We start from the raw sequence: 24,056 nt of genomic DNA on the forward strand, positions 1-24,056 counted from the left end.
GGCTACAATATTAGTAATGTAAAAATCAACACCAGAATGATTGACTTTCATTCTGGTGTTGATAAAAATTTATTTTAATTTTGTAGGAGCTTGTGATTTAGAGAGTGTTTTGATAGTTTGGTCAATCCGTTCAATTTCTGCTTGTGGATCATTCCACCAGTTTCTGCTCCAAATTCTTTCTATTGTCCAACCTTTCGATTCCAAGTATCTTTGTCGATAAATATCTCGCTCTCTTGCAGATGGAGCACTGTGATACATTGCACCATCACATTCAATTCCTAATACGTATTTACTTGAGTCATTGGGATCAACTACTGCCAAGTCGATTCGATAACCAGACATACCAATTTGTGTATTAACTTGATAACCTATGTTTCTTAGTTGATCATAAACTTGCTCTTCAAATGGTGAATCAAAATGTAGAGCAGTTTGCTGAGTCTTTGTATTTGTTTCTGTATTAATTTCTGAAATGACATATTCAATTTTTTCTTTATTCAGGTTGGAGACTTCATAAGCATATTTTAAATAATGCTTCAATAATTTTGGTCCTAAGTTTTTGGTATTGGTTACATCTAACTCATTTGGATTTATACTTGAAACGATGTGTATAGCTTCCTTGGCTCGAGTGACAGCAACATTCAGCCGATTTTCGCCGCCTTGTTGTCCTAGCGTTCCAAAGCGATTATACACTCGACCCTCAGCATTTTTTGCATAAGCAATTGAAAAAATGATAATATCTCGCTCATCACCTTGAACGTTTTCAATGTTTTTTACAAAAATTCGCTCATCCAAATCTCGACTCATCACCTCTTCGTAAATAACGCCAAATTCAGGATCATCTTCTGCATACTTATCAATTACATCCTCAATCGCTTCTTGTTGTTTCGCATTGAATGTGATGATTCCAATAGTTTTCTTATGGTCCTGAATTAATAGTTGTTTTAAAAGCTTTACAACATCTTCAGCTTCCACTGTATTTCTTTGATTAATCCAACGCCCGTCCGATGAATGCCACTGTATCGCAGCAGGATTCTGTAAGTGGTTCACATTTGGCGCGATTTGCATTGAGCCGTTGTAAAATGCGTGATTAGAGAAGTTAATTAGCTCTTCTGATTTAGAACGATAATGCCACTCTAACATTTGGTTTGGCAGAATCCGTTTCGCTAAGTTTAATAGACTCTCTGATTCTTCAAATTCATCCAACTCATCTTCATCCAGTTCATCATCAATATCAACAGTGCTCTTAAATAAGTTAGTTGGAGGAAGTTGTTGTTCATCACCTGCTACAACGACTTTGTGGCCTCTATATATTGCCGGGATTCCATTTTCAACGGTACATTGGGAAGCTTCATCAAAAATTACCAGATCAAAGAGGTTTTCTTCCAATGGAAAAATAGCTGATGAGACTTCAGGTGATACAAGCCAAACAGGCATGATATCGAGTAGTCCATCTAAAGAAAACTCATTGACAAATTTTCTGACTTTCCATAGTTTTCTTTTCTTGTTTGTTTGGTGACTCATATCTTTAAATGCCTTAACGTTCTGCCTTCTAACTTTCTCAATTTTTTGATTCAATTCATTTTGCAACAGTTTAATCGTAATATTTTTCTTTTCTTTTAAAAGAATTTCTAGTTTATTTTGAAGTTGCTGAAAGGAGCCATTGCCAATTTTAACTAACTCAGGGTGTTTAGCTTCGATTTCATCAATCCAATGAATGTAAATCGATTGCTTCGTAATATCTACCCAAGCCTCTTGTAATGAATGAGCTTTAGGAACCTTTTCAATCAATGCATTAATAATAAACTGAACGTGTTTTTCTCTGGATTGGTAAAATTGATCCATTTCTCGCAGTTTATCAAAGTATTCCTTGATATAATCTAATTTCTTTTGAAAATCTATTAAAGGTATATCTCCTTTAGAGATTCTTTTTTCAAATCTTTTAATTGATTCATCTTGAAAATACTTACTCAAATTTTGCATTTCTTCAAGTAATTCACTGCTTCCCTGAGATAGTTCATATAAAAAAGATAAATTTTCTCTTAATTTTGGCCATTCTTTTGAGTTTAAACCTCTAAATTTATCTCCATCTAACAAATCTTCAATAATTGTCTTTCCAGTGAAGCTGGTCCATAACCAAAGTCTTAGCTTTTGAAGCGTTCTTTGTTCATTTGTGTTTAAATCATCATAGATTTTCTCAACTTTCTTATCAATGCTCAGGCTATACGCTGGAGTTATTTCTTCGTCTTCAAAGTGATCTAAATAATTGGTAATTTCTTTAGAGTGATCGATCGATTTTTGGAGAATTTCAATTAAGGCCATTCGATCAGCCAAAGTTGTCTCGTGAAAAGGCTTTCTGTCACTGACAGGATTATTATTACCATCGAATGTTTCAAAATAATTGGCATAAGTTGCTACATCAGCTAAGATGTCGTCAATATTGCTCTTATTGATGGACTTTAGAATACTTTTCACATCGATGATTGTTTCTTGATCTTTATATGGTTTGCTAAATCCGTAAAGATCGTACGCTCGATAGCCGTGTTCCTGAGGTGTGAAAATTGCCTTAGTCACCTGATTCATTTCATCTTCTGTTCGAATAATTTGATCAGATAGACTTTCATGTTCATAATAAATGTCTTCTAACTGATTACTTTGATTCAAGTTGCTGTTGATCTTGCTGTATAAGCTTTTTCGATCATTTTTTTCATCATGTAACAGGGCCACATGGTTGGATAATTGTAATGCATCCAATCTTTCATAGACTACATCCAAGGCAGCTCGCTTTTGTGTGACAAGCATTACCCTTTCGCCTTTGGCCATTGCATTAGCAATCATATTAACTATGACCTGTGATTTTCCCGTGCCAGGGGGTCCATGAACGACCAATCCATCTTGTTCTTCCAAGATATCGATAATTTTCTCTTGGGATGCGTCGGTATCCAATACCAAAAACTTTGATTTTTCATGATTAACCTGTTCTATAAAAGGTTTATCGCTGGGTAGTTGGTCTGAGTTGAAATCTGTAGTCATCGCCTGTAAATTTAAAAAATCACTGACTTTTCCAAGGTCCTGATCTTCCTCAACCAAATCAATAAATTCATTGTAATCTTTTAATATTGCTGAATCTCCTTGAGGGAAATGACCTATGACTGCTTGGTTATTAAGACGGAAACTATTTCGATTGAATACTGGAATCTCATCTCGTTTATAATCTTCAATCTGCTCCAAATATTCTGTACGATTATCCGATATATTGAAATGATACCCCTGTAAAAATTCTAGTATTCCCTCAGGGTTATCTTCTTGAGCTAGTTCTTCCACTTGATCAAAAAAATCATCTGGAAAATAAATTTCATTAAGTTTTTGAAAAGCCAAGAAGAACGTTCTATTTACCTGTGGTTGTTGATCGTTAACAGGTAAGGCATCCCATTGAATATCTGCCTTTTTGACTCGCTTTAATTCAACAGGGTATAGAAAGAGTGGAGCTCTTATATAGGTTCCATCTGCCAAACATCCTTCGATGAAAGGGTAGCCCAAGTACAATTCATATAATCCAGTTTCTTCTTCAATTGATTTAATATTACGATACAGACTAGTTAGTTTTTTGGATTGTTGCATCGATACATCATCACTTGAACGAGCTGTGACGATTGTCTGACCTTGGTTAGAACGTAATTTTTCTAAAATTTCTAGTGGGTCTTGAGCATTTTTATGTAATTCGGATAAGTCAAACGTCCACTTATTATATTTTTTTAACAGACGGATCGAACGGTTGCTTTTACTGATATTATTTAATTTGTCACGTAATGAGACTAACTTTTTCTTCACATAAACCACCCTTAAGAAGAACATTAATTACCAAATATTATACATGAAATAGAACTACAAAAAAATACAATTGCTGAGCAAGTTTGACACCACTATCTATGTTATCAAGTAAATGTCTTAACCTATAGGAAATGAAGTAATCGATTCTATCTAATATGTACAAATTTTGTTATATTTATATGTAAGTAGGGGTTAAATTTGAGGAGGAAATAGAATGTCAAAACTGACGTTACAACAATTAGAATCCCACCTATGGGAATCAGCAAACATATTAAGAGGATCGATTGATTCATCTGATTATAAAAATTACATATTTGGATTGTTATTTTTGAAGCGGTTGAGTGATGTTTTCGTAGAACGTGCAAAAATGATTGAACATGAAGAGGGCGACGACTACGCTTGGTATGATCGTGATGAACACCAATTCTTTGTACCCGAACGAGCGCGTTGGGAGCATATTCAGGTGCAAACACACGACATCGGTAACACGATTAATAAAGCGTTTGAGGCATTAGAAGAAGAAAACCATTCTTTACATGGTGTCTTGGCTAGTATTGACTTTAATGATAAAGATAAATTACCTGATAAATTACTGATGCAATTAATCCAGCACTTTTCTTCCATTGATTTAAGTAATGGGAACTTATCCGAGCCGGACATGTTAGGTCGAGCGTATGAATATTTAATCAAACAATTTGCGGATGATGCAGGTAAAAAAGGTGGCGAATTCTATACACCTTCTAAAGTTGTTGAATTAATTGTTAATCTAATTAAACCAGAGGAAGGTATGCGAGTGTGCGATCCAACGGTTGGCTCTGGCGGTATGTTAGTTCAATCCGTAGATTACATAAAGTCACAAGGTGGGAACCCTAGAAATCTTACACTACATGGCCAAGAGCGTAACCTAGGTACTTGGTCAATTTGTAAGATGAACTTACTTTTACATGGGCTAAGTGACCATGAAATTATGCGAGGAGATACCATACGTGAGCCAAAACTTTTAGGTGATGATAAAGAGTTATTGCTATATGACCGAGTCATTGCCAATCCACCTTTTTCATTGAAAAACTGGGGTAGGGAAGAAGCTGAAGCGGACGAATATGGCCGTTTCCGTTTTGGTATTCCACCTAAAAACGCTGGCGATTATGCATTTGTTCAACATATGGTTTCTACCTTGAATCATCAAGGAAAAGCCGGAGTCGTGATGCCGCACGGTGTCCTTTTCCGTGGTGGAGCAGAAGGTAAAATACGAGAAGGTCTACTAAAAGAGGATCTAGTAGAAGCGATTATTGGTCTACCTTCTAATTTATTCTATGGTACAGGTATCCCTGCTTGTATCTTAATCTTAAACCGTAAAAAAGCTGATGAACATAAAGGGGAAGTATTTATTTTAGACGGTTCAAAGGATTACCAAGAAGGAAAAAACCAAAACGTTTTAAGAGATGAAGATATAGAGAAAATTGTCAAAGCCTATGACCAATGGGACGACCAAGAGAAATATTGTCGAGTGGTTGATCTCGAGGAAATTGAAGAAAACGACTACAACTTGAACATTGCCCGATACATTGATACGACTAAAGAGGAAGAAGAAATTGACGTTCAAGCAGCGTTGAATGATTTGAAAAAGCTAGAGCAAGAACGTGATGAAATAGAAGAGAAGATGTATGGGTACTTGAAGGAGTTGGGTTATAGTGAGTAATGCTGGGTGGATGGTTAAACCGTTTAAAGATTGTGTAGAAAAAATAATTGATCATAGAGGGAAAACACCAAAAAAATTAGAGATGTCTTGGGGTAATGGAGATATTCTTGCCTTATCTGCGAACAATGTGAAAAATGGGAAGATAGATACTGAGGTTGAAGCTTATTATGGTTCAGAAGAGTTATATAACAAATGGATGACAACGGGTGATCTTGAAAAAGGTGATGTTGTTATGACAATGGAGGCACCATTAGGTAATGTCACACAAATACCTGATAGTAACAAATATATTTTGAGTCAAAGAGTAGCCGCTTTTAAAACCATTCCTGAAATTGAAAGTGATTATTTAAGGTATTATTTATCCTCTAATGTTTTTCAAAATTTATTGGATCGATTCTCCACCGGTACAACGGCTAAGGGTATTAGTCAGAAGAATTTACGAACATTGCATATATCGTATCCATCTTCTCTTAAAGAACAACAAAAAATCGCAGCAATCCTCTCATCCGTCGATGAAGCAATTGAAAAAACAGAACAAATCATCGAACAAACAGAGACGGTGAAAAAAGGATTAATGCAACAGTTGTTGATGAAAGGGATTGAGCATACAGATTTTAAGAATTCACCATTTGGTCAGATTCCAACTAATTGGGAATTGTTAAAAGTTAATGATTTTGCCGTAGTTGATTATGGTATCTCTGAAGCAGTTTCTAATAATACAGACCCAAGCATAGGCATTCCGATTATCACGGGTGCAAACATAACGCTAGATGGTAAGTTGGACATGTCAAAGAAAGTATATATAAATAAGCGAGACCAGGAAAGATTTAAATTGAGAAATGGGGATTTGCTTTTTAATTGGCGTTCTGGAAGTCAGCATCATGTTGGAAAGACAGCAATTTTTAACTTAGATGAAGATTATACATTCGCTTCATTTATTCTAAAAATTAGAGTGAATAATGAGTGCAATAATAAATTTTATTATTACTTATTGAATTATTTGAAATCCATTCAATATTTTTCAAAAGATACCTCAGTTCAGGTTAACTTTAAGCTTAACGCTTCATCATTTAGAGAATTATTATTGATTAAACCACCACTAGAAGAGCAAAGAGAAATTTCTTTAAGAATTGATTCAATATATGAAAAAATTGAATTTGAGAAGGCAAAAGTCAATAAGTTAAATGAAATTAAAAAAGGCCTTATGCAACAACTTCTAACCGGAAAAGTCCGAGTACCATTAGACGATAAGGAGGAGGTTTCGTCATGAGTGAAGTCCAAGCTTGGAACGAAGCAACGTTAGTTGAAAATCGAATGATTGACCAACTGAAGAAGCTTGGCTACACGTATGTCGACGGAGCGGCTCTTGATCGAGAACGGACGTCGCAAAATGAAGTTGTGCTTAAGGAGCGCTTAACAAATTCTATTCAAAGACTTAATCCATGGATTAGCGAAAACAACCTAAATAAGGTTGTTCGCAAGATAACACATATGGAAGCTACTAGTTTGATGGAAGCTAATCAAGAATTCCATGAAATCCTGATCAATAAGTTATCTGTTCAACAAGATTTAGGAAGCGGAAGGAAGAGTCAGACGGTTCAGTTGATCGATTTTGATAACATCGATGAAAATGAATTTATTATTACCCGTCAATTGAGCTATACGAATGCGAATGAAACGATTCGTCCGGATATTATGCTTTATGTCAATGGTCTTCCGTTAGTTGTGATTGAGTGTAAAAGCCCGGCACTCCCTCCTGATGAACAAATTGGTCAAGGAGTAAAGCAGCTGAAACGGTACCAAACCGTCAATGAAAATTTGTTTTATTACAATCAGTTTATGATCTCAACAAGTAATGACCGAGCTAAGGTAGGAACGATTGGTGCCAGTGTCCAGCATTATTCAGCATGGAAAGAGCCTTATCCATTGTCTGTTGAAGAGGTAGGTCCAAATGCTACTCCGCAAGATATATTAACGCAAGGAATTTTAGACAGAGAGAGATTGTTTGATCTGATTTTGAATTTCATCGTTTATGAACCGGAAGATGGCCGTGTGATTAAGAAAATGGCACGATATCAACAATATCGAGCGGTGAATAAAGCTGTAGAACGAATCTTAACGGGTGAACACCCACAAGCTCGAGGAGGGGTTGTTTGGGCAACACAAGGTTCAGGAAAATCTTTATCAATGGTCTTTTTATCGATGAAATTAAGGCGACTAAAAGAACTAGAGAATCCTACAATCGTCGTCGTAACTGACCGTCAAGATTTAGACCGTCAAATTACGAACACATTTAAACGTTGTGGTTTCCCGAATCCGAAACAAGCTGAGTCCGTTGAGGAGTTAAAAAGTCTTCTCCAACAAGGCCCTGGAACAACGGTGATGACCTTGGTTCAAAAGTTCCAAACGGATGAAGGGGAAGAGTATCCATTATTGACTGACTCGGAGAATGTGATTGTTTTGGTCGATGAGTCGCACCGTTCCCAATATAGTTCACTGGCGATGAACATGCGGACAGGGTTACCGAATGCGACGTACATTGGTTTTACTGGAACACCAATCGATAAAGAAGATAAAAGTACCGTGCGAACATTTGGTACATACATCGATAAGTATCCAATCGAAAAAGCCGTTGAAGATGGGGCAACAGTACCTATTTTTTATGAAGCTCGGTTGATTGACTTGCATGTGCAAGGTGAGACGATCGATGAGTTGTTTGATCGCTTTTTCCGTAATTACTCGGATGAAGATCGAGAGCGGATTAAACAGAAGTATGTGACCGAAGAAGCGTTGACTTCATCACCGAAGCGGATAAGAGAAGTCGTTTTAGATATTGTCGAACACTACGAGGAGCATATTGAACCGAATGGATTTAAAGCACAAATCGTTACAGTTTCCCGTGAGGCGGCTGTTGCATATAAAGAGCTGCTTGATGAATTAAGTGATTATGAATCGGCCGTGATTATCTCCAGTGGTCATAATGACTCCGAGCGAATGAAGCAATATGGACTTTCTCAAACAGAAGAGAAAGAAGTTATTCAGCGATTCAAAAAGCCATTACATGAGGACCCGCTCGCTTTCTTAATTGTGTGTGATAAATTGCTGACAGGATTTGATGCTCCTGTGGAACAAGTCATGTATTTGGACAAGCCGCTAAAAGAACATAATCTCTTACAGGCAATTGCGAGAACGAACAGAACCTATGATAAAAAGTCTTATGGTTTAATTGTGGATTACTATGGTGTCTCTCGTTTCTTGGAAGAAGCTTTAGGAATCTTTCATGAAGAAGATATTAAGGGAGCGATGCATCATGTCGACGAAGAAATCCCTAGATTAGAGAGCCGCCACCGAAAAGCAATGCGATTTTTTGATCACGTAGACAAAAAAGATTCTGATGCCTGTCTGAAAGTGCTTGAACCTGAAGATATTCGGAATTCATTTGATATGGCATTTAAAAAGTTCTCGGAAAGTATGGATATGATCATGCCGAGTCCTAAAGCCCAGCCGTATTTAGAGGATTTAAAGTGGTTAGGGAAGATTCGAAAACTTGCGAAGTCACGATATCATATCGACGAAGGAATGGATATTTCCGACTGTGGGGGGAAGGTTCGTCAATTAATCGAAGAATATATTTACGCATCTGAGCCAGAGATTTTATTTGAGCCGGTTAATATTCTGACAAGCAGATTCGATGAAAAACTAGATGAGATTAAAACACCAGAGGCGAAAGCTGCCGAAATGGAACATGCTATCAAGCATGAGATTCGAATCAAGTTAGATGAGAACCCAGTGAAATATACTTCACTGAAAGAGCGATTGGAAGAACTCATCGAGCAACGGAAATCACGCCAGCTAACGATTGAAGAATTGTTAGAAGAATTTCAGTCAATCCGGCAAGAAATGATCAGCATGGAAGAAGAAAGCCAATCAATCGGACTCAAAGACCCAAGACAGTTGCCATTCTATCAAACGTTGGAACATTATGTACCTGGTTCTGAACACAATAGTATAAAAGATTTAACTGAGATTATCACCGAAATTATACAAGAAAATGCAGTTATAGATTGGACAGAAAAAGAAGACGTGAAGCGCGAAATGCGAAAGAAAGTCAAACGACAACTACGCGCAAGCTCCATACCCAATCACATGGTTGAAAACGTCGCTATAGAACTATTGGATTTAGGAGAAGTCCATTATAAATAACTTTATGTATGAAGAAGAGACATGACTTAAACTGAGTAAGTCATGTCTCTATTATTTTGCCCTTCTTTTAAACCGACACAATGCAACTCCACGCCATGCACTCTTAACCATTCTTTAGCTTCTTCATAATGAGGTAACGTTGCTTTAACTAATCGCCAAAACTTTTCATTGTGCTCAGGAATTTTTAAATGAACGAGTTCATGAACAACCACATAATCAATCACCCAAATAGGAGCCATCGTGATTCGCCAATTAATATAAATATCACCAATCGGTGTACATGTTCCCCAGCGTTTATGTTGCGTCCTCAGTTGGAGTGAATTTGGTTCTACACCGAGTATGTTTTGATAGTAATCAGCACGTTCTAGAATCTTTCTGTGACCGTGAAGTCTATACCATTGGATTAATTTCTGTTCAAGGATATGTTGAATTTGATCTTGATTCCATTGTTCTGGAACCCTCGCAATAAACCGCCCTTGTTTAAACTGAAAGTCGGCCCTTTGGACAGGTTGCTTCAAAACTTTCAAACGATAATTTCGTCCCAAGTATGGCAGCTTTTCACCACTGACGAACTCTTTCGGTTGAACGGCTGTCTTTACTTCATTAAGTTCTTGAAGTTTTTGAGTAATCCAAGGCGCTTTCTTGTAAAGAATTTCAGTAAGTTGATCGTCACTTATATCCTCTGGAGTATATACCTCAACACCATTGACTAATGTAACAGATACTTTGATATCTTTTCTGTTTTGCTTGTAAACGCAATAGTGAATAGTTGTGGTTCCGTATTTTAGACTAGGCATTTATTAATCTACCTTCTTTCTATACTTATCTTAAACTGAATTAAAGTAAGCGGCAAATGTTATTGACTTCCAGTGTAATTAATTAAGTCAGAAAAATAAGAAATTTGAATGAACATGTCAAATCAACTACTAATATATGGTATAATTTATGTAAATATATATTTAACTTTAATGGTTTTTGCGGGTGTTTCTTCAGTGATGGATAGAACTGATAGCTTTTCGGGTGCTATTACCAATAAAGTAGAGAAAACTTCATAAATAGTGAATTTGATTCTTATACATATTGTAATAACTACGTTTATAGCAATCGAATTGCTATAAACAGTGATTATAGAATCTGTAGATGGTGGAATCCAGCGGTTGAAAATCAGGCGACGGATCGTGTCTATCGTATAGGTCAAGAAAAGGAAGTCTATGTATACTACCCGATTGCTTCAGCTGATGGCAATGGAACATCTGTTGAAGAAGTATTACATAATCTCTTGGTAGAGAAAAAGAAATTGGCAGAACACGTTATCGTACCAAGTAAAGAAGAAGACTTTAAACGAGAAGTTTTAGCAAAGATAGGTTTATCAAATTAATTGATAAGGATTGGAGGTAGATTTTTATGGAGAATTATTTCTATGATTTCTTAAATCAAATTTCTGAAGAATTTACACGAACGCTAAGAGAATTGGAGAATGCCATTTATAATAGTCCGCGATCGATGTTAACACATAGCCGGACATTTATTGAGACGCTTCTCGAAAAAGTGATGATCCATGAAAATATGGAGAATGAACCTTATTTAACGATAATTGAGAGAATACAAGATTTAGATGAGAGTGGCTTATTAACAGACGAAGTGAAAAACTCACTACACGAAGTCAGGAAATTGGGGAATAAAGCAGCACATGATACACGACAATTTAGGTTTTCTGAATCATTAACTGCATGGGAACATATCTATATCATCGTAAAATGGTTTGTTGAAGTTTATGGCTCTCATGATATTGAGGTTCCAGAGTATGTGGATCCGGTAATGAGAAGAGATCACTCTTATGACTTAGAAGAGATGAATTTTCGCTTTCAAAAGATTGAGGAGCTGTTAAAGCAAGCGGTCCAAAACGAACAGCCAAAACAGGTATCAGTTGATTCGCATAATCTGAATGCAAAGAGTACAAATGATGCCGATAGTGAAACAGGAGGTCCTGTTGAGAAACAAGAAGTATCTCTTTCTGAAACCATGGATAAAGCGCCGGGTTTAATTCCTATAAGAACAATTTCTTATGGGAATGATGGCGTTGAGGTTCCTTATTTTCTTAGAGATACCTTCTTGTTGCCACAGAGATTTGAAAACTCAGAACGTTTCTTGGTCCGCTTAGGCGGTGTGGAAGAAGCAAGAATTATGAGCGAACTGCCTGAAAGACTAGATGGATTCCACAACCGAATCGTTCGTTATAATGAAACTCATTCAGAGGTATTTTTCTCAGAGTTAAGAAACTTCATAAATGAAGAAATTAGAAGAAGAAAACTAATGCAAAATCGACCAGGAGAATTGTTCTTATTCTACAAGTCAGAAGAAATAGTCGTAACAGAGGAACTAGGGAAGATTGAGATTAACAAAGAAAACTTTACAGGTATGCCAGGATTAATTGATCAACTCAATGAAGATGGGATTAAATTCGTGCGTGACTTACCGAAGGAACTTGTTATTCTGGGTAAGTATAAAGGCGTAGGAACAAGTAGAGTAGAAAGTTTCTTTAATCAATTAAAGGAGAAACAAGTTTCCAAAATAGAAGAACTGGTTTAATTACGAGGTAGGGAGAAAATCTCTGCCTCTTTCCTTATTGAAGTTATTACCCAAAACACTTAAACAAAAATAACCAGTTGTTTTAAGAACTTTTGTTCCTTGTTAGTTGAACTAATGCTAAAATAGTTATACCCCCTAACAACCCTGGTTGTTATCGGGAAGAAGATTCTTTCTTCTGGAAAGGGGGTGTGTAGATATGGAAGTGTTGGTGTTTGTTACTGCGGTGATCAACTTTGTAGTCGCAGCCATAGAGCTGTCGATTGCAATACGTCACTCTAGTAACAATAAAAGAGACTCCCGCTCGGCAAAGCGAAAGTCTCAGTAACCCAACCGGGAAGGGAGAAATCCCTTCCCACTCCATATTCTACTCTTATTATAACTGCCTTATTCGAAAAAAACAAGACATACGGTATTGGGCAATATTTGATTGCAATCCGACTCTAGTAACGAAAACGAGACCCCCGCTCTACCAAGCGAAAGTCTCGCTACCACCCGGGAAGGGAGAAATCCCTTCCCACCCATATCTTACTCTTATTATAGCTTCCTTTTCGAATAAAACAAGAAATGAGGTTGGAAATATGCTTTGGACAGCATTTGTTCTTTCCATTCTTGCTCTGATTATGTCAACGATTGCATTACTTCTAATGAAGAAACTATGAACTTACCACCTTGCTTTTTGAATTGACCTTCCCATATTCAACTGTATGAATGATTCATCCTTCTCAGATACTCACAGAATAGATTCCTATTATTGAATAAAGTTTTTCGGGTGACTATGTATGATTGTCGTGTAAACGAATGAGCATTCAATCAGGATAAGGAGGAACTCCAGTGAATATAACAGTAGGGGATAAAATCAAATTTAAGCGAACTTTTACAGAAGCGGATGTAGAGTTATTTACGAAAGTTTCAATGGATGAAGGTGATCACCATACGACACCGGATGAACTTGGTCGACTTGTTGTTCAAGGATTGCTTACGGCTACGCTGCCGACAAAAGTCGGTGGGGATTACAATGTGCTTGCTAGGACAATGAATTTCGAATTTTTGAGACCTGTTTTTACAGATGACACGGTTGAGTGCGTCGTAACAATCGAGGAGCTTGAAAGAAGAGATGAAAAGCGGATCTCGATGATGGCGTCATTTATTTGCACGAATCAAAAAGGTAAGCAAGTGCTAACCGGGAATTTTGCCGGGATTATTCTACAAGATGAAGAGGAGGCGGGAGATTAATGGAGAAAACAGTACCGATCAAAAATCAAATGAATGGAATCTTTGTTCACGTGACTGACTTGAAGAAGTCTGCGAGTTGGTACGCTGATTTGGTTGGTTTATCGATTGATGTGGAACAAATAAAGTCACCTGTATTCAATTTACCAGTGACTGGGACGACTTCGCTGACGTTGGATGACCACACATTTGACCCTCAATTTAAGCATCAAGTGACACCGAATCCGCTGTTTAACTTGTATGCACCCGATATCGATGCTGCGTATCAATATGTTCAGGATAAGGATATAAAAGTAGTGCGAGAAATTGAGTGGGTCGGTGAAACAGCTTGGTTTACTATTGAAGATCCTGATGGAAATGTGATCATGATTTGTAATTGTTAGTTTTTCTGCAAACTCCATTTCAGACAAGGATAATTCCTTGTCTTTTTTAGTTTAAAAACGCTCGCAAAGCCATTTTTAGAAAGTGTTAGAAAATTCATTCTTTTCCGCTTTAATTAGTTGATAAATCGAGAGTAAACGATTAAATGTGTCCAAAAATAAAAAGATTTAAAAGTATATGTTTAACTATTTACTCAAACGTTTATATTTGGTAGTATATCCTTGTAAACAAAGAAATTTGAAGATTTTTAAGAAAGGAAGGGTGTTCGTTATGAATTTATCACTAGTAATTATCACTTTAGTCGTATTAGCGACTTTTATGATTATGGCTGCGGTTACAGATGCTGTTCAACATTTCCAGAACAGAAAAAACCGTCATATGATCGACCCACAGATTTCCAACCAAATGGATATGGAAGTTGGTCATAGATAATGAAACCACTTTAATAACAAGATGCGTAGACAAAGAATAAAACGCATCTTGTTTTTTTATGTAAAAAAACTACACTAAGTTATAAAAAATGATCGACGCCAATAAATAAAAAACCGGACGAACAGCTCGCCCGGAGTAGTATTATGAAGCTCTTTCAATTTGAGGATTTTCTTTTCTAACTTTGTTGTGACTGAATTGATCCCACAAGAATCCGAGTAAACCACCGACGAATGCGGGTACAACCCACCCTAAATCAAGTGAGGCAAACGGTAATACGCTCATGAACGATGATAATGCTTCTACATGAAATCCGAGCATTTCAAGTCCGTTATAAATGCTGACGAATCCAGTGAACGCCATTGCACCTCGGTAAACTCCTCTCGAACCGCCAAAAAATCGGTCGATAAATGGTAGTGTGACTAGGACAATCGTTAATGGATACAACATGACTAGGAATGGAATCGTTACTTGGATAATTTGATTCAGTCCGAGATTCGCAATTAGGAAACTAGCAAGTGTGACCATAAAAACAACGACACGGTAGCTTAGCTTTTTCGATAATTTTGAGATGTATTGGCCACAAGCAATCGTCAAACCAACACATGTTGTGAAGCAAGCTAAGGTGAAAATGAATCCGAGCAAAATCTTTCCGTTATTACCTAATAAAAGAGTGACAGCTGTAGATAATACGGCCGATCCATTGTCATAGGAACCTTGAGCTGCTACTTGAGTTCCCATAAATCCAATGCCAGTATAGACTAAAGCAAGTGCTGTACCAGCGATTAGTGCAGCTTTCACTGTATAGCTTCTTAACTGTTTATGTTCGGTAACTCCTTTTTGTTTGATTGCCGTTAAAATAACAATTCCGAATGCCATTGCCGCTAATGCATCCATTGTCGCATATCCATCAATGACACCCTTGAAAAATGATGCCGTTTGATAGGTTTCATTCGGTGCTTCAAATGATTTATCCAATCGGAAAAATCCGATTAAAAATAATGTCACAATCGAAATTAGCAATGTTGGTGTGATAACTTTCCCCATTAAATCCACAACTTTAGATGGATACAAACTTAATAAGAAAACGAAGAAAAAGAATAATGCTGTAAATCCGAGTAACAATAATGATTGGCTAAAGGAGCTTCCTTCCATAAGTGGATTGAAGCCCATCTCAAATGCAACGTTTGCGTTACGTGGCACGCCAAAGAATGGTCCAATTGATAAATAGATTAATAACGTAAAAACAGCACCAAACCAAGGATGGACTCTGCTGCCAAGTTCATTCGCACCGTTTTTGACCAGTGCGATTGCAGATACGACTAGCAGAGGCAAGCCGACTCCTGTTACGATGAACCCAATCATTGCCGGCCAAAAGGAAGTGCCAGCCCCACTACCAAGAAATGGTGGAAATATTAAATTTCCAGCCCCAAAAAACATTGAAAATAACATAAGTCCTACAAAAAACGTTTCTCTCTTTTTCATTCCACTCGCTCCTTTTCTGATGTTGTTTAAAAATACTTCCATGCCTAAGTGCGTTTCGTTTGATGATCGATGTACTACGGAGTAGGTAGGATTGATTGGAATGCTTTTTCGCTAATGCTTGAATAAAAAAGGAAAGCAATTCAATCTGAAGGAATAAAAAAAGCTCGTCCCTATAAATAGGGACGAGCTTATACTCGCGTTACCACCCAAATTCCACAATCATTATAATTGTGGCACTCGATCAACGTACTATCATACGCGTCCTATTGTAACGGCAGGAATTCCGGCAAATGCTTACTAAATGATAATTTCAGCATTGCATCTCAGAGATGATTTTCACTTGATCCGCTGACGTCCGCTTTCACCAATTGCGGACTCTCTGTAGTCTTTAGATTAACAAGCTACTATTCTCTTCATCGATTTTTGTTTTTAAACTTTTAAATAATTGATTAAATTCATTATATTGCTTTTAAATAAAATATCAAGTGTTTTATTTGAAAATTTTAATTTTGATCATAAACATTGTAAACAAAATGATGAATTTTCTTCTTAAGTTGTGTGAGCTAGTCTATCTGAATGTTGTATACTATGATGGTGAGCACGTTGGATACATAAGAAAGGAACATTGCAATTGAAAGAGGATTTAACATCTGGTTCGATTTATCGGAAGTTATATATATTTGCCTTACCGCTTGTATTCACGAATTTACTACAAATGTCGATGCAGTTGACGGATAGTTTATGGGTTGGGAATCTACTTGGAAGTACGGCATTCGGAGCGATTACCATTGGTTTAACGGTCATGTCGATTGTCTTGGCTTTTGTCTTAGGAAGCAACAATGCCATACTGACAATTTTCGCTCAATTAAGTGGAAAAAACGACCCGAAAGAAATTAAATCTTATTTAAGTTCTTCGGTTATTTTGTTAATGGGTCTTACGTTCATTGTTGCACTCGTTGGTTCGTTCGTGGTTGATCCGTTACTAGGATGGTTAAATACACCCGATTCGATTAAACCGATTGCTAAAGAATATTTACTCATTAACTTTTTCGGGATGTTTTTTCTTGTTGGCTATAACTTCGTCGCAACAGTACTTCGTGCATTCGGTGATAGCAAAACACCGCTTTATTTTATTTTGGTCGGGGCATTGTTGAATGTTGTCCTCGATCCCATTTTCATTAAAGTGTTAAACCTTGGTTTGGCTGGTGTGGCTTATGCGACGGTGATTGTATATATCGTTATTTTTCTCGTCAGCTTGTATTATGTAGGTCGAAAATATCAGACATTTAAGTTTCGATTTCAAAAGCCTCGTTGGGTGGAAGTGCGGACGATTTTACAATTAAGTATACCGTCAATTACCCAAATGATTGTCATTCATGCGGGATCGAATGTCATTTTATCGATTGTGAACAGTTTTGGTGAATCGACGGTTGCTGGGTTCGGTGCGGCTCAACGGTTGAATCAACTGATTCTACTGCCAGCATCGGCTCTCGGAACAGCAGTCAATACGATGGCTGCTCAAAACATAGGGGCAAAACAATGGAATCGTGTTTTCAAAACGACAAAAGTTGGGTTGATCTATAATGCGATTTTGATGGCTCTCGTCACGATCACCTTTTACATTTGGGCAGAGCCGCTTGTCCGTTTGTTTATTCAAGAGGAGGCTAGTGTCGCTTTCGGTACGTTATATGTTAAAACAATCGCATTCTTCTATCTATTTATCGGATTAAATTTTATTTTGAATGGTGTCGTCCGCGGTTCAGGAGCAATGTTCCAAGTGTTGATGTTAAACATTATATCCCTATGGGTATTACGTGTTCCATTAACTTATTTCTTTTCATCCATTTATGGACAAATTGGGATCCCACTTGGAATGGGTTCGAGCTTCTTGCTTAGCTGTTTATTCTCGATTGCTTATTACAAATGGGGCAATTGGCGAGAAAAAGAATTGTTCCGATAGTTTGTTGAAGGCCATTTGGATAAAAAACATCTCACTGACAAAAAGGTGAGATGTTTTTGCGTTTTTCATTTTTTATAAAAATCAATCCAATTTTTTTGACCAACTCTGATCTGATGGACAAACGCGAGCAGCCGCCCGACAAACGCGTGCAGCCGCCCGACAAGCGCGAGCAACCGCCCAACAAGCGTGTGGAGCCGCCCAACAAGCGTGTGGAGCCGCCCGACAAGCGCGTGGAACCGCCCGACAAACGCGTGCAGCCGCCCGACAAGCGCGTGGAACCGCCCGACAAACGCGTGCAGCCGCCCGACAAGCGCGTGGAACCGCCCGACAAGCGCGTGGAACCGCCCAACAAGCGTGTGGAACCGCCCGACAAACGCGTGGAGCCGCCCGACAAGCGCGAGCAACCGCCCGACAAACGTGCGCAACCGCCCGACAAACACGTACAGCCGCTCGACAAGCGTGTGGAACCGCCCGACAAACGCGAGCAACCGCCCGACAAGCGTGTGCAGCCGCCCGACAAACGTGTGGAACCGCCCGACAAGCGTGTCGAACCGCCCGACAAGCGTGTGGAACCGCCCGACAAGCGTGTGCAGCCACCCGACAAACGCGAGCAACCGCCCGACAAACGCGTCAAGCCGCCCGACAAACGCGAGCAACCGCCCGACAAGCGTGTGGAACCGCCCGACAAGCGCGTGGAACCGCCCGACAAACGCGTGCAGCCGCCCGACAAGCGCGTGGAACCGCCCGACAAACGCGTGCAGCCGCCCGACAAGCGCGTGGAACCGCCCGACAAGCGCGTGGAACCGCCCGACAAACGTGTGCAACCGCCCGACGAACGTGCGAAACCGCCCGACGAAAACGTTTTAGAAAAATTCCCTCCGTCAAGATTGAAAGTTTTACGGTTTGTAATTAATATTGATTGAAAAGAAAATCATCAAGATCAGATGAACCACAAGAAAAATTCCGATTCCTAATCCCCATATTGCATACAAACGACTTTTTTTACTAAATAGGCCGACGATTCCTGAGAATACTGATGCCATTATAAAAAAGACGTATGGTGAGATTGACGTGTTCATTTTCGTTAAATACTCAACATTGAAATAGGCTAAACCGAGAAGCGCACTAATAATCGAAACCAACCCAGGTATACCAGCTACTTTCGATTTAATTTTCATCGCCAATTCCATAGTTTCACCTCGCCAACTTTAAGGCTTCTAACATACTCGTTGTCCTGAAGCTTTCGAATTTCAGATGCTGGTCCTGTAACAACAGCTCCATAAATATTTACACTATTTTCTTGAATGTAATCAATGCGTTCCTCAAGAGCTAATGTTTTTGTACGGGCAATTTTCGTCGCTTGCTCTTCGTGGTTCTCTAAATGGTTTAAAATCTCTTTAAAAACTTCGCTATTATCCTGCCTGTTATCAAAAGGCGTCCACGTTGGTGGATCTTTATAAATAGGGTATCCGATTGGTGTAACTGGTAGCCCTTGATCATCAACGACTTTCCTTTCGACACCTGTATCAACAGCTAACCATAAAAAATCGATATCTGGATCGCGACCGGGGTTAATGTCACGAATGTCATCTGGTTTCATTGGATTGCTGAAAGATATATAGGCTTCTACAACCGTTCCATCAGGGACGTTTTCAACAATTTCCCACTCTCTTTTAAATTGATAAGGTACATGGAGTGCCGGATGTATAAAGAAACTAGGTTCATCTCTTGGCGGTATATCTGGATGTGGCCGGTCAAGTAAAAATGTTCGATCAGGAAAATTAGGTTGATCTAACAGATAGTTGATGTCATATTCTCCCACTCGATATTCTTCTTTTCCGATCCGTTTATAAACATCAAAGTTCAAATCCATTGAAAAGAAATCAATTGTTTCTTCTAATTCCATTCGCTTTACATACATATTCGGCTCAGTCATTTCGATCACGTCACTAGCGACTTTGATTTGCGTGTTTGCCCGGCCGTCATGGCCACCGCTTCCATAATAAAAATAGGTAAGTAGTGTTAAAGTGGGTACAATCATCAAAAGAACTGCCAAACTAATTAAAATGTTTGTTGTCAAAGCTTTATGGCGACTTCTTTTAAGTATTTTATTAGAATCAATGTTTGTGTTTTGGTCGAATTGCTTTTTTGATTGGTCAATCATCTTCCAATAATTTTGATCATCACTCATCTTGATCCCTCCGTTCGTTCAATTTGTTCATCAATGCTTGCCTACCACGATACAAATTACTTTTAAATGAATTGATATTTAGTTCCATAATTTGTGCACCTTCTTCATATGTAAGTTCGTGTAGATCACAAAGGATGACAGCGTGTTGGTGTTTCGGTCGCAGTTGATGGATCATTTCAATAAGCTGTTGAAACCCTTCGTTTTGAAGTGTTTGCTCCTCGGGTGTCCAAGCACTGGACTCTTTGTCTTTTAATCGTTCGATCTCTTCATTAGGAATTTGTTTCTTATTTTTGCGCGTATCATCGATAAATGTATGATAGGCAACTTTAAACAACCAAGCTTTGATGTTCGTAATATTTTGTTCAGGTAAGCTTAAGTAAGTCCGGTAAAATGTTTCTTGTACTAAATCTTCAGCAGTATGGTGATTTTTTGAAAGGGAGAATAAATAACGATATAGATCGTACATGTAGTATTTATATATATCGTCTATTTCCATCTATAATCCCCCTTTCACTCAAACAACGGATGAGCGGTACAAAAAGTTGCATGTTTACTGACATTTTATCATGGTTACAATTTTATGTTTGACATCATACCATTAGGGGTATATAGTTTGATGCGGACCCCAATAATCATTAAGTGCTAAAGAAAACGAAACATTTAGTTTAATTGATGAAATCATCTGTGTTTGACAAAATACCTTTAGGGGTATATGATGTAAATATATCGGTTGAAATAACACATGATAAACTTGGGATTAATTAGTAGAGGGGGGAAGATGCAATGGAATACGATGATAAAATAAAGAATCGCATTAAACGATTGGAAGGCCAGCTAAGAGGCGCACTTCGAATGATGGAAGAAGGCTCGGATTGTCAAGATGTCATTACGCAGCTTTCCGCAAGTCGAACGGCGATTGACCGAGCAATTGGTGTAATCGTCAGCGAAAATTTAATTGAATGTGTGCGTGAAGCAGAAGAAAACGGCGAGAACACAGATGATAAAGTTAAGGAAGCTGTGAATTTATTGGTAAAAAGTCGATAAGTAAAAAAATAAATTTACTTGTTGACAATCATTCTTTTATTTTATAATATACCCCATAGGGTATTAAAATATAAAAAACAATTAACAGGAGGAATTTTATAATGAATATTGAGAAGACATTAGACGCTAAAGGACTTGCATGCCCAATGCCAGTTGTAAGAACAAAGAAAACGATTGATGACATTGAAAGTGGTCAAATTCTCGAAGTGGTAACAACTGATGCAGGATCTAAGAGTGATATTACCGCATGGGCAAAGTCTTCTGGACATGAGCTCGTTGATCTAAAAGAAGAAGACGGCGTATTCTATTTCTATATTAAAAAAGCATAAATTTTTTTAGATGATAATATACCTGTACGGGTATGTGTATGAGGGGGAGCGAAATACAACTTTCGTTCTCTCTTCAAATAACCATTTAGGAGGAAGTAAAATGTCCGAAAGAAAAAAGACGAATATCATCTTGTTTAGTGGTGATTACGATAAAGTGATGGCTGCCTATATTATTGCGAATGGTGCGGCAGCATACGATCATGATGTGACAATTTTTCACACGTTTTGGGGATTAAATACGTTGCGTAAAGATGAGAAATTACAACCGAAGAAATCATTTATGGAGAAAATGTTTGCAAAAATGATGCCTCGTGGGGCAGAAAATATGCCATTATCAAAAATGCAATTTCTAGGAATGGGTCCTAAGATGATCAAGAAAGTTATGAAGAAGCATAATGCCATGCCAGTTTCCGATTTGGTCGACTTGGCTAAAGAGCAGGATATTAAGTTGCTTGCTTGTACGATGACAATGGACCTTTTAGGTTTGAAAAAAGAAGAATTAATGGATGACATCGAATACGGTGGTGTCGCAGCTTATATCGCTGACGGTGAAGATGGCGCCATTAATTTATTCATTTAATAGTTGGAGGAATTTCGAATGAAAACAATTGATGCAAAGACAGTACAAGAAAAATTAGAAAATGGTGAGCAATTGAATCTAATTGATGTCCGTGAAGCGGAAGAAGTAGCTGCTGGGAAAATCCCTGGCGCGCTACACATGCCACTTGGTTTAGTTGAATTTCGCGAGCATGAATTAGATAAAAATGCAGCATATATTATGGTATGCCGCTCTGGTGGGCGTAGTGGCCAAGCGACGCAGTACCTTGAATCGAAAGGTTTTAACGTCACCAATATGACTGGCGGTATGTTGGATTGGCAAGGTCCAGTCGAATAACAATTGGAGGGATTTGTAATGACAGAAATTAAAGCAGATCACGTTTTAGATAGTAAAGGAATGGCTTGTCCGATGCCTGTTGTAAAAACGCGTAAGGAAATCGATCAGTTAGAGCCAGGAAAAGTATTATTAGTCGAAGCGACCGACCCTGGGTCCAAAGCAGATTTGAAAGCATGGTCTGAGCGTGGCGGACACCAATATTTAGGGGTTGTTGAAGAGGATGATGTCATTAAACATTATATCCGTAAAGCTTCATCAGACGAAGTGAGCGAAGAAACGACTCATGAAAATAAAGTGAATAATGAACAATTGAAACAGAAGTTGACAGCAGAAAACGTTACGTTAGTTGATGTGCGCGAACCGGCAGAATATGCTTTTGGTCACATTCCGACTGCTGTATCGATTCCATTTGGCGAATTGGAAGCTCGTTTAAACGAGATTAAAAAAGATCAAGCAGTTTATGTCGTATGCCGAACAGGAAATCGTAGTGATTTAGCTGCACAGTTATTGACTGAAAAAGGTTTCGATAACGTCTATAATGTTGTGCCGGGAATGAGTACTTGGGACGGAGATATAGACCGTAGTGAATAATTAACTCGTCTAAGGACGGGTTTTCATTATACAAATTTATATACCTTAGGGGGTAATTTAGGATGCCTATTCAAACAATGAATGTAAAAGAAGTAGCGAAAAAAGTTTTAAATAAAGATCAATTGTTTATTCTAGACGTCAGAAACGAAGATGATTTTAACGATTGGAAAATTGAAGGCGAACAATTTAGCTATGTGAATACACCATATTTTGACTTGATTGACGGTATTGATCCAATCAAAGACCAATTGCCAACAGACCAAGATATTTTGGTTGTTTGTGCAAAAGGCGGTTCGTCTGAGTTTGTTGGAGAAATGTTAGTTGAAGAAGGTTATGAAAATGTTTACTCATTAGAAGGCGGCATGAAAGCTTGGAGTGAACATTTAGAGCCTATTAAAGTTGCTGACTTAACCGATGGTGGCGAGCTATATCAATTTGTTCGTTTAGGTAAAGGTTGCTTATCGTATATGATTATTTCAGGAGATGAAGCGGCAACAATTGATGCAGTGCGGATGACGGATGTGTTTGTTGATTTCGCTAAAGAAAAAGGTGCTAATATCACACATGCGTTAGACACGCACTTACACGCCGATCACATTTCTGGCGGACGTCGCTTAGCTGAAGAAACAGGAGCAACGTACTGGTTACCACCAAAAGATGCAACAGAAGTTCAATTTGAATATAAGCCACTAAATGACGAGGATGTTATTCAAGTTGGTTCATCAAATATTGATGTCCATGCGTTATACTCACCAGGGCATACGATTGGGTCGACTTCATTTATCGTAGACGATCAATATCTATTGTCAGGCGATATCTTGTTTGTTAATTCCATCGGTCGTCCAGACTTAGCAGGCAAGGCAGAAGACTGGGTAGGAGATCTACGTGAAACACTATACAGTAGATATAAAGAAGTATCTTCTGAACTTTACGTTTTACCAGCTCACTTCATGACGAATGATGAGTTGAATGAAGATGGCTCAGTTGGTGAGAAGCTAGGAACGCTATATGAAAAGAACCACGGATTAAACGTTGAAGATGAGCGCGAATTCCGTAGCATGGTAACAGAAAACTTACCACCACAACCAAATTCACACCAAGAAATTCGCGAAACGAACATGGGTAAAATTTCACCAGATCATGATAGACAACGTGAAATGGAAATTGGACCAAACCGTTGTGCGATCCAGTAAATGAATAGA

General features: G+C 38.2%; 21 protein-coding genes and 1 other annotated feature. Of the genes, 14 read left to right on the top strand and 7 right to left on the bottom strand.

Annotated features, from left to right (window positions below):
• Positions 1-69 precede the first annotated feature (69 nt).
• Positions 70-3,828, bottom strand: coding sequence for an AAA domain-containing protein (locus FPQ10_RS08865; protein ID WP_186278627.1), 3,759 nt, complete (start codon positions 3,826-3,828; stop codon positions 70-72).
• 214 nt (positions 3,829-4,042) lie between these two features.
• Between FPQ10_RS08865 and FPQ10_RS08870 the strand changes: the two genes are divergently transcribed.
• The 3 genes from FPQ10_RS08870 to FPQ10_RS08880 are packed head-to-tail and all read left to right on the top strand — an operon-like array spanning position 4,043 to position 9,730.
• Entirely contained in the window at positions 4,043-5,527 is a 1,485-nt protein-coding gene (locus FPQ10_RS08870; protein ID WP_144163119.1) for a type I restriction-modification system subunit M, read from the top strand.
• Entirely contained in the window at positions 5,520-6,797 is a 1,278-nt protein-coding gene (locus FPQ10_RS08875; RefSeq protein WP_144163121.1) for a restriction endonuclease subunit S, read from the top strand. Before FPQ10_RS08870 ends, FPQ10_RS08875 begins: the two co-directional genes overlap by 8 nt.
• Positions 6,794-9,730, top strand: a complete 2,937-nt coding sequence (locus tag FPQ10_RS08880; RefSeq protein WP_144163123.1) for a type I restriction endonuclease subunit R — start codon at positions 6,794-6,796, stop codon at positions 9,728-9,730. Before FPQ10_RS08875 ends, FPQ10_RS08880 begins: the two co-directional genes overlap by 4 nt.
• Before the next feature lie 26 nt (positions 9,731-9,756).
• On the opposite strand, the gene FPQ10_RS08885 is transcribed toward FPQ10_RS08880, so the two are convergent.
• A complete protein-coding gene (locus FPQ10_RS08885) occupies positions 9,757-10,527 on the bottom strand; it encodes a M48 family metallopeptidase (protein ID WP_144163125.1) in 771 nt (256 codons plus the stop codon).
• A 607-nt stretch (positions 10,528-11,134) separates the two neighbouring features.
• Between FPQ10_RS08885 and FPQ10_RS08890 the strand changes: the two genes are divergently transcribed.
• From FPQ10_RS08890 to FPQ10_RS13100, 4 genes are all read left to right on the top strand, one after another.
• The gene (locus FPQ10_RS08890) at positions 11,135-12,319 is read left to right on the top strand and encodes a DUF4145 domain-containing protein (RefSeq protein WP_144163127.1); all 1,185 of its coding nucleotides are present in this window, start codon (positions 11,135-11,137) and stop codon (positions 12,317-12,319) included.
• Between the two features lie 831 nt (positions 12,320-13,150).
• Complete coding sequence (locus FPQ10_RS08895) at positions 13,151-13,552, top strand: hotdog domain-containing protein (RefSeq protein WP_144163129.1); 402 nt, start codon at positions 13,151-13,153, stop codon at positions 13,550-13,552.
• Positions 13,552-13,932, top strand: coding sequence for a VOC family protein (locus tag FPQ10_RS08900; RefSeq protein WP_144163131.1), 381 nt, complete (start codon positions 13,552-13,554; stop codon positions 13,930-13,932). The genes FPQ10_RS08895 and FPQ10_RS08900 overlap by 1 nt, the downstream gene beginning before the upstream one ends.
• A 268-nt stretch (positions 13,933-14,200) precedes the next feature.
• On the top strand, positions 14,201-14,362 hold the full coding sequence (locus tag FPQ10_RS13100; protein WP_186278628.1) for a hypothetical protein: 162 nt from the start codon (positions 14,201-14,203) through the stop codon (positions 14,360-14,362).
• Between the two features lie 141 nt (positions 14,363-14,503).
• Here FPQ10_RS13100 and brnQ read toward each other — a convergent pair whose 3' ends face one another.
• Complete coding sequence (gene brnQ, locus FPQ10_RS08905) at positions 14,504-15,844, bottom strand: branched-chain amino acid transport system II carrier protein (protein ID WP_144163133.1); 1,341 nt, start codon at positions 15,842-15,844, stop codon at positions 14,504-14,506.
• 175 nt (positions 15,845-16,019) lie between these two features.
• Positions 16,020-16,270 (bottom strand) — a binding site (T-box leader).
• Positions 16,271-16,475: 205 nt separating this feature from the next.
• Between brnQ and FPQ10_RS08910 the strand changes: the two genes are divergently transcribed.
• Complete coding sequence (locus tag FPQ10_RS08910; RefSeq protein ID WP_370512033.1) at positions 16,476-17,804, top strand: MATE family efflux transporter; 1,329 nt, start codon at positions 16,476-16,478, stop codon at positions 17,802-17,804.
• A gap of 65 nt (positions 17,805-17,869) precedes the next feature.
• On the opposite strand, the gene FPQ10_RS08915 is transcribed toward FPQ10_RS08910, so the two are convergent.
• The 4 genes from FPQ10_RS08915 to FPQ10_RS08930 all read right to left on the bottom strand — a co-directional run bounded on the left by FPQ10_RS08915 (position 17,870) and on the right by FPQ10_RS08930 (position 20,491).
• Positions 17,870-18,418 carry a hypothetical protein gene (locus tag FPQ10_RS08915; protein WP_222103062.1) on the bottom strand — a complete coding sequence of 183 codons (549 nt, stop codon included), beginning with the start codon at positions 18,416-18,418 and terminating at the stop codon, positions 17,870-17,872.
• 282 nt (positions 18,419-18,700) lie between these two features.
• The gene (locus FPQ10_RS08920) at positions 18,701-18,994 is read right to left on the bottom strand and encodes a hypothetical protein (protein WP_144163139.1); all 294 of its coding nucleotides are present in this window, start codon (positions 18,992-18,994) and stop codon (positions 18,701-18,703) included.
• Positions 18,979-19,995 (bottom strand): anti-sigma factor, encoded by a 1,017-nt coding sequence (locus FPQ10_RS08925; protein ID WP_144163141.1) that lies wholly within the window; start codon positions 19,993-19,995, stop codon positions 18,979-18,981. Before FPQ10_RS08925 ends, FPQ10_RS08920 begins: the two co-directional genes overlap by 16 nt.
• Entirely contained in the window at positions 19,988-20,491 is a 504-nt protein-coding gene (locus FPQ10_RS08930) for a sigma-70 family RNA polymerase sigma factor (protein ID WP_144163143.1), read from the bottom strand. The genes FPQ10_RS08925 and FPQ10_RS08930 overlap by 8 nt, the downstream gene beginning before the upstream one ends.
• A gap of 287 nt (positions 20,492-20,778) precedes the next feature.
• Between FPQ10_RS08930 and FPQ10_RS08935 the strand changes: the two genes are divergently transcribed.
• The 6 genes from FPQ10_RS08935 to FPQ10_RS08960 all read left to right on the top strand — a co-directional run bounded on the left by FPQ10_RS08935 (position 20,779) and on the right by FPQ10_RS08960 (position 24,047).
• Positions 20,779-21,039, top strand: coding sequence for a metal-sensitive transcriptional regulator (locus tag FPQ10_RS08935; protein ID WP_144163145.1), 261 nt, complete (start codon positions 20,779-20,781; stop codon positions 21,037-21,039).
• Positions 21,040-21,140: 101 nt separating this feature from the next.
• Positions 21,141-21,368, top strand: a complete 228-nt coding sequence (locus FPQ10_RS08940) for a sulfurtransferase TusA family protein (protein WP_144163147.1) — start codon at positions 21,141-21,143, stop codon at positions 21,366-21,368.
• Positions 21,369-21,468: 100 nt separating this feature from the next.
• Positions 21,469-21,948, top strand: coding sequence for a DsrE/DsrF/DrsH-like family protein (locus tag FPQ10_RS08945; protein ID WP_144089519.1), 480 nt, complete (start codon positions 21,469-21,471; stop codon positions 21,946-21,948).
• A gap of 18 nt (positions 21,949-21,966) precedes the next feature.
• On the top strand, positions 21,967-22,263 hold the full coding sequence (locus FPQ10_RS08950; RefSeq protein WP_144163149.1) for a rhodanese-like domain-containing protein: 297 nt from the start codon (positions 21,967-21,969) through the stop codon (positions 22,261-22,263).
• Between the two features lie 18 nt (positions 22,264-22,281).
• Entirely contained in the window at positions 22,282-22,854 is a 573-nt protein-coding gene (locus FPQ10_RS08955) for a sulfurtransferase TusA family protein (RefSeq protein WP_144163151.1), read from the top strand.
• Positions 22,855-22,916: 62 nt separating this feature from the next.
• Complete coding sequence (locus FPQ10_RS08960) at positions 22,917-24,047, top strand: MBL fold metallo-hydrolase (protein WP_144163153.1); 1,131 nt, start codon at positions 22,917-22,919, stop codon at positions 24,045-24,047.
• The last annotated feature ends 9 nt before the right edge of the window (positions 24,048-24,056 follow it).

It is taken from the genome of Allobacillus sp. SKP2-8 (assembly GCF_007559355.1).
In the GTDB taxonomy this organism is placed as follows: Bacteria; Bacillota; Bacilli; order Bacillales; family Alkalibacillaceae; genus Allobacillus; species Allobacillus halotolerans.

What these genes read in the sequence shown, in the direction of transcription:
- FPQ10_RS08940 (WP_144163147.1), top strand. Translation starts at nt 21,141, where the DNA reads ATGAATATTGAGAAGACATTAGACGCTAAAGGACTTGCATGCCCAATG.
- FPQ10_RS08870 (WP_144163119.1), top strand. Translation starts at nt 4,043, where the DNA reads ATGTCAAAACTGACGTTACAACAATTAGAATCCCACCTATGGGAATCA.
- FPQ10_RS08955 (WP_144163151.1), top strand. Translation starts at nt 22,282, where the DNA reads ATGACAGAAATTAAAGCAGATCACGTTTTAGATAGTAAAGGAATGGCT.
- FPQ10_RS13100 (WP_186278628.1), top strand. Translation starts at nt 14,201, where the DNA reads ATGAATTTATCACTAGTAATTATCACTTTAGTCGTATTAGCGACTTTT.
- FPQ10_RS08925 (WP_144163141.1), bottom strand. Translation starts at nt 19,995, where the DNA reads ATGAGTGATGATCAAAATTATTGGAAGATGATTGACCAATCAAAAAAG.
- FPQ10_RS08950 (WP_144163149.1), top strand. Translation starts at nt 21,967, where the DNA reads ATGAAAACAATTGATGCAAAGACAGTACAAGAAAAATTAGAAAATGGT.
- FPQ10_RS08960 (WP_144163153.1), top strand. Translation starts at nt 22,917, where the DNA reads ATGCCTATTCAAACAATGAATGTAAAAGAAGTAGCGAAAAAAGTTTTA.
- FPQ10_RS08900 (WP_144163131.1), top strand. Translation starts at nt 13,552, where the DNA reads ATGGAGAAAACAGTACCGATCAAAAATCAAATGAATGGAATCTTTGTT.
- FPQ10_RS08945 (WP_144089519.1), top strand. Translation starts at nt 21,469, where the DNA reads ATGTCCGAAAGAAAAAAGACGAATATCATCTTGTTTAGTGGTGATTAC.
- FPQ10_RS08930 (WP_144163143.1), bottom strand. Translation starts at nt 20,491, where the DNA reads ATGGAAATAGACGATATATATAAATACTACATGTACGATCTATATCGT.
- FPQ10_RS08935 (WP_144163145.1), top strand. Translation starts at nt 20,779, where the DNA reads ATGGAATACGATGATAAAATAAAGAATCGCATTAAACGATTGGAAGGC.
- FPQ10_RS08880 (WP_144163123.1), top strand. Translation starts at nt 6,794, where the DNA reads ATGAGTGAAGTCCAAGCTTGGAACGAAGCAACGTTAGTTGAAAATCGA.
- FPQ10_RS08885 (WP_144163125.1), bottom strand. Translation starts at nt 10,527, where the DNA reads ATGCCTAGTCTAAAATACGGAACCACAACTATTCACTATTGCGTTTAC.
- FPQ10_RS08890 (WP_144163127.1), top strand. Translation starts at nt 11,135, where the DNA reads ATGGAGAATTATTTCTATGATTTCTTAAATCAAATTTCTGAAGAATTT.
- FPQ10_RS08920 (WP_144163139.1), bottom strand. Translation starts at nt 18,994, where the DNA reads ATGGAATTGGCGATGAAAATTAAATCGAAAGTAGCTGGTATACCTGGG.
- brnQ (WP_144163133.1), bottom strand. Translation starts at nt 15,844, where the DNA reads ATGAAAAAGAGAGAAACGTTTTTTGTAGGACTTATGTTATTTTCAATG.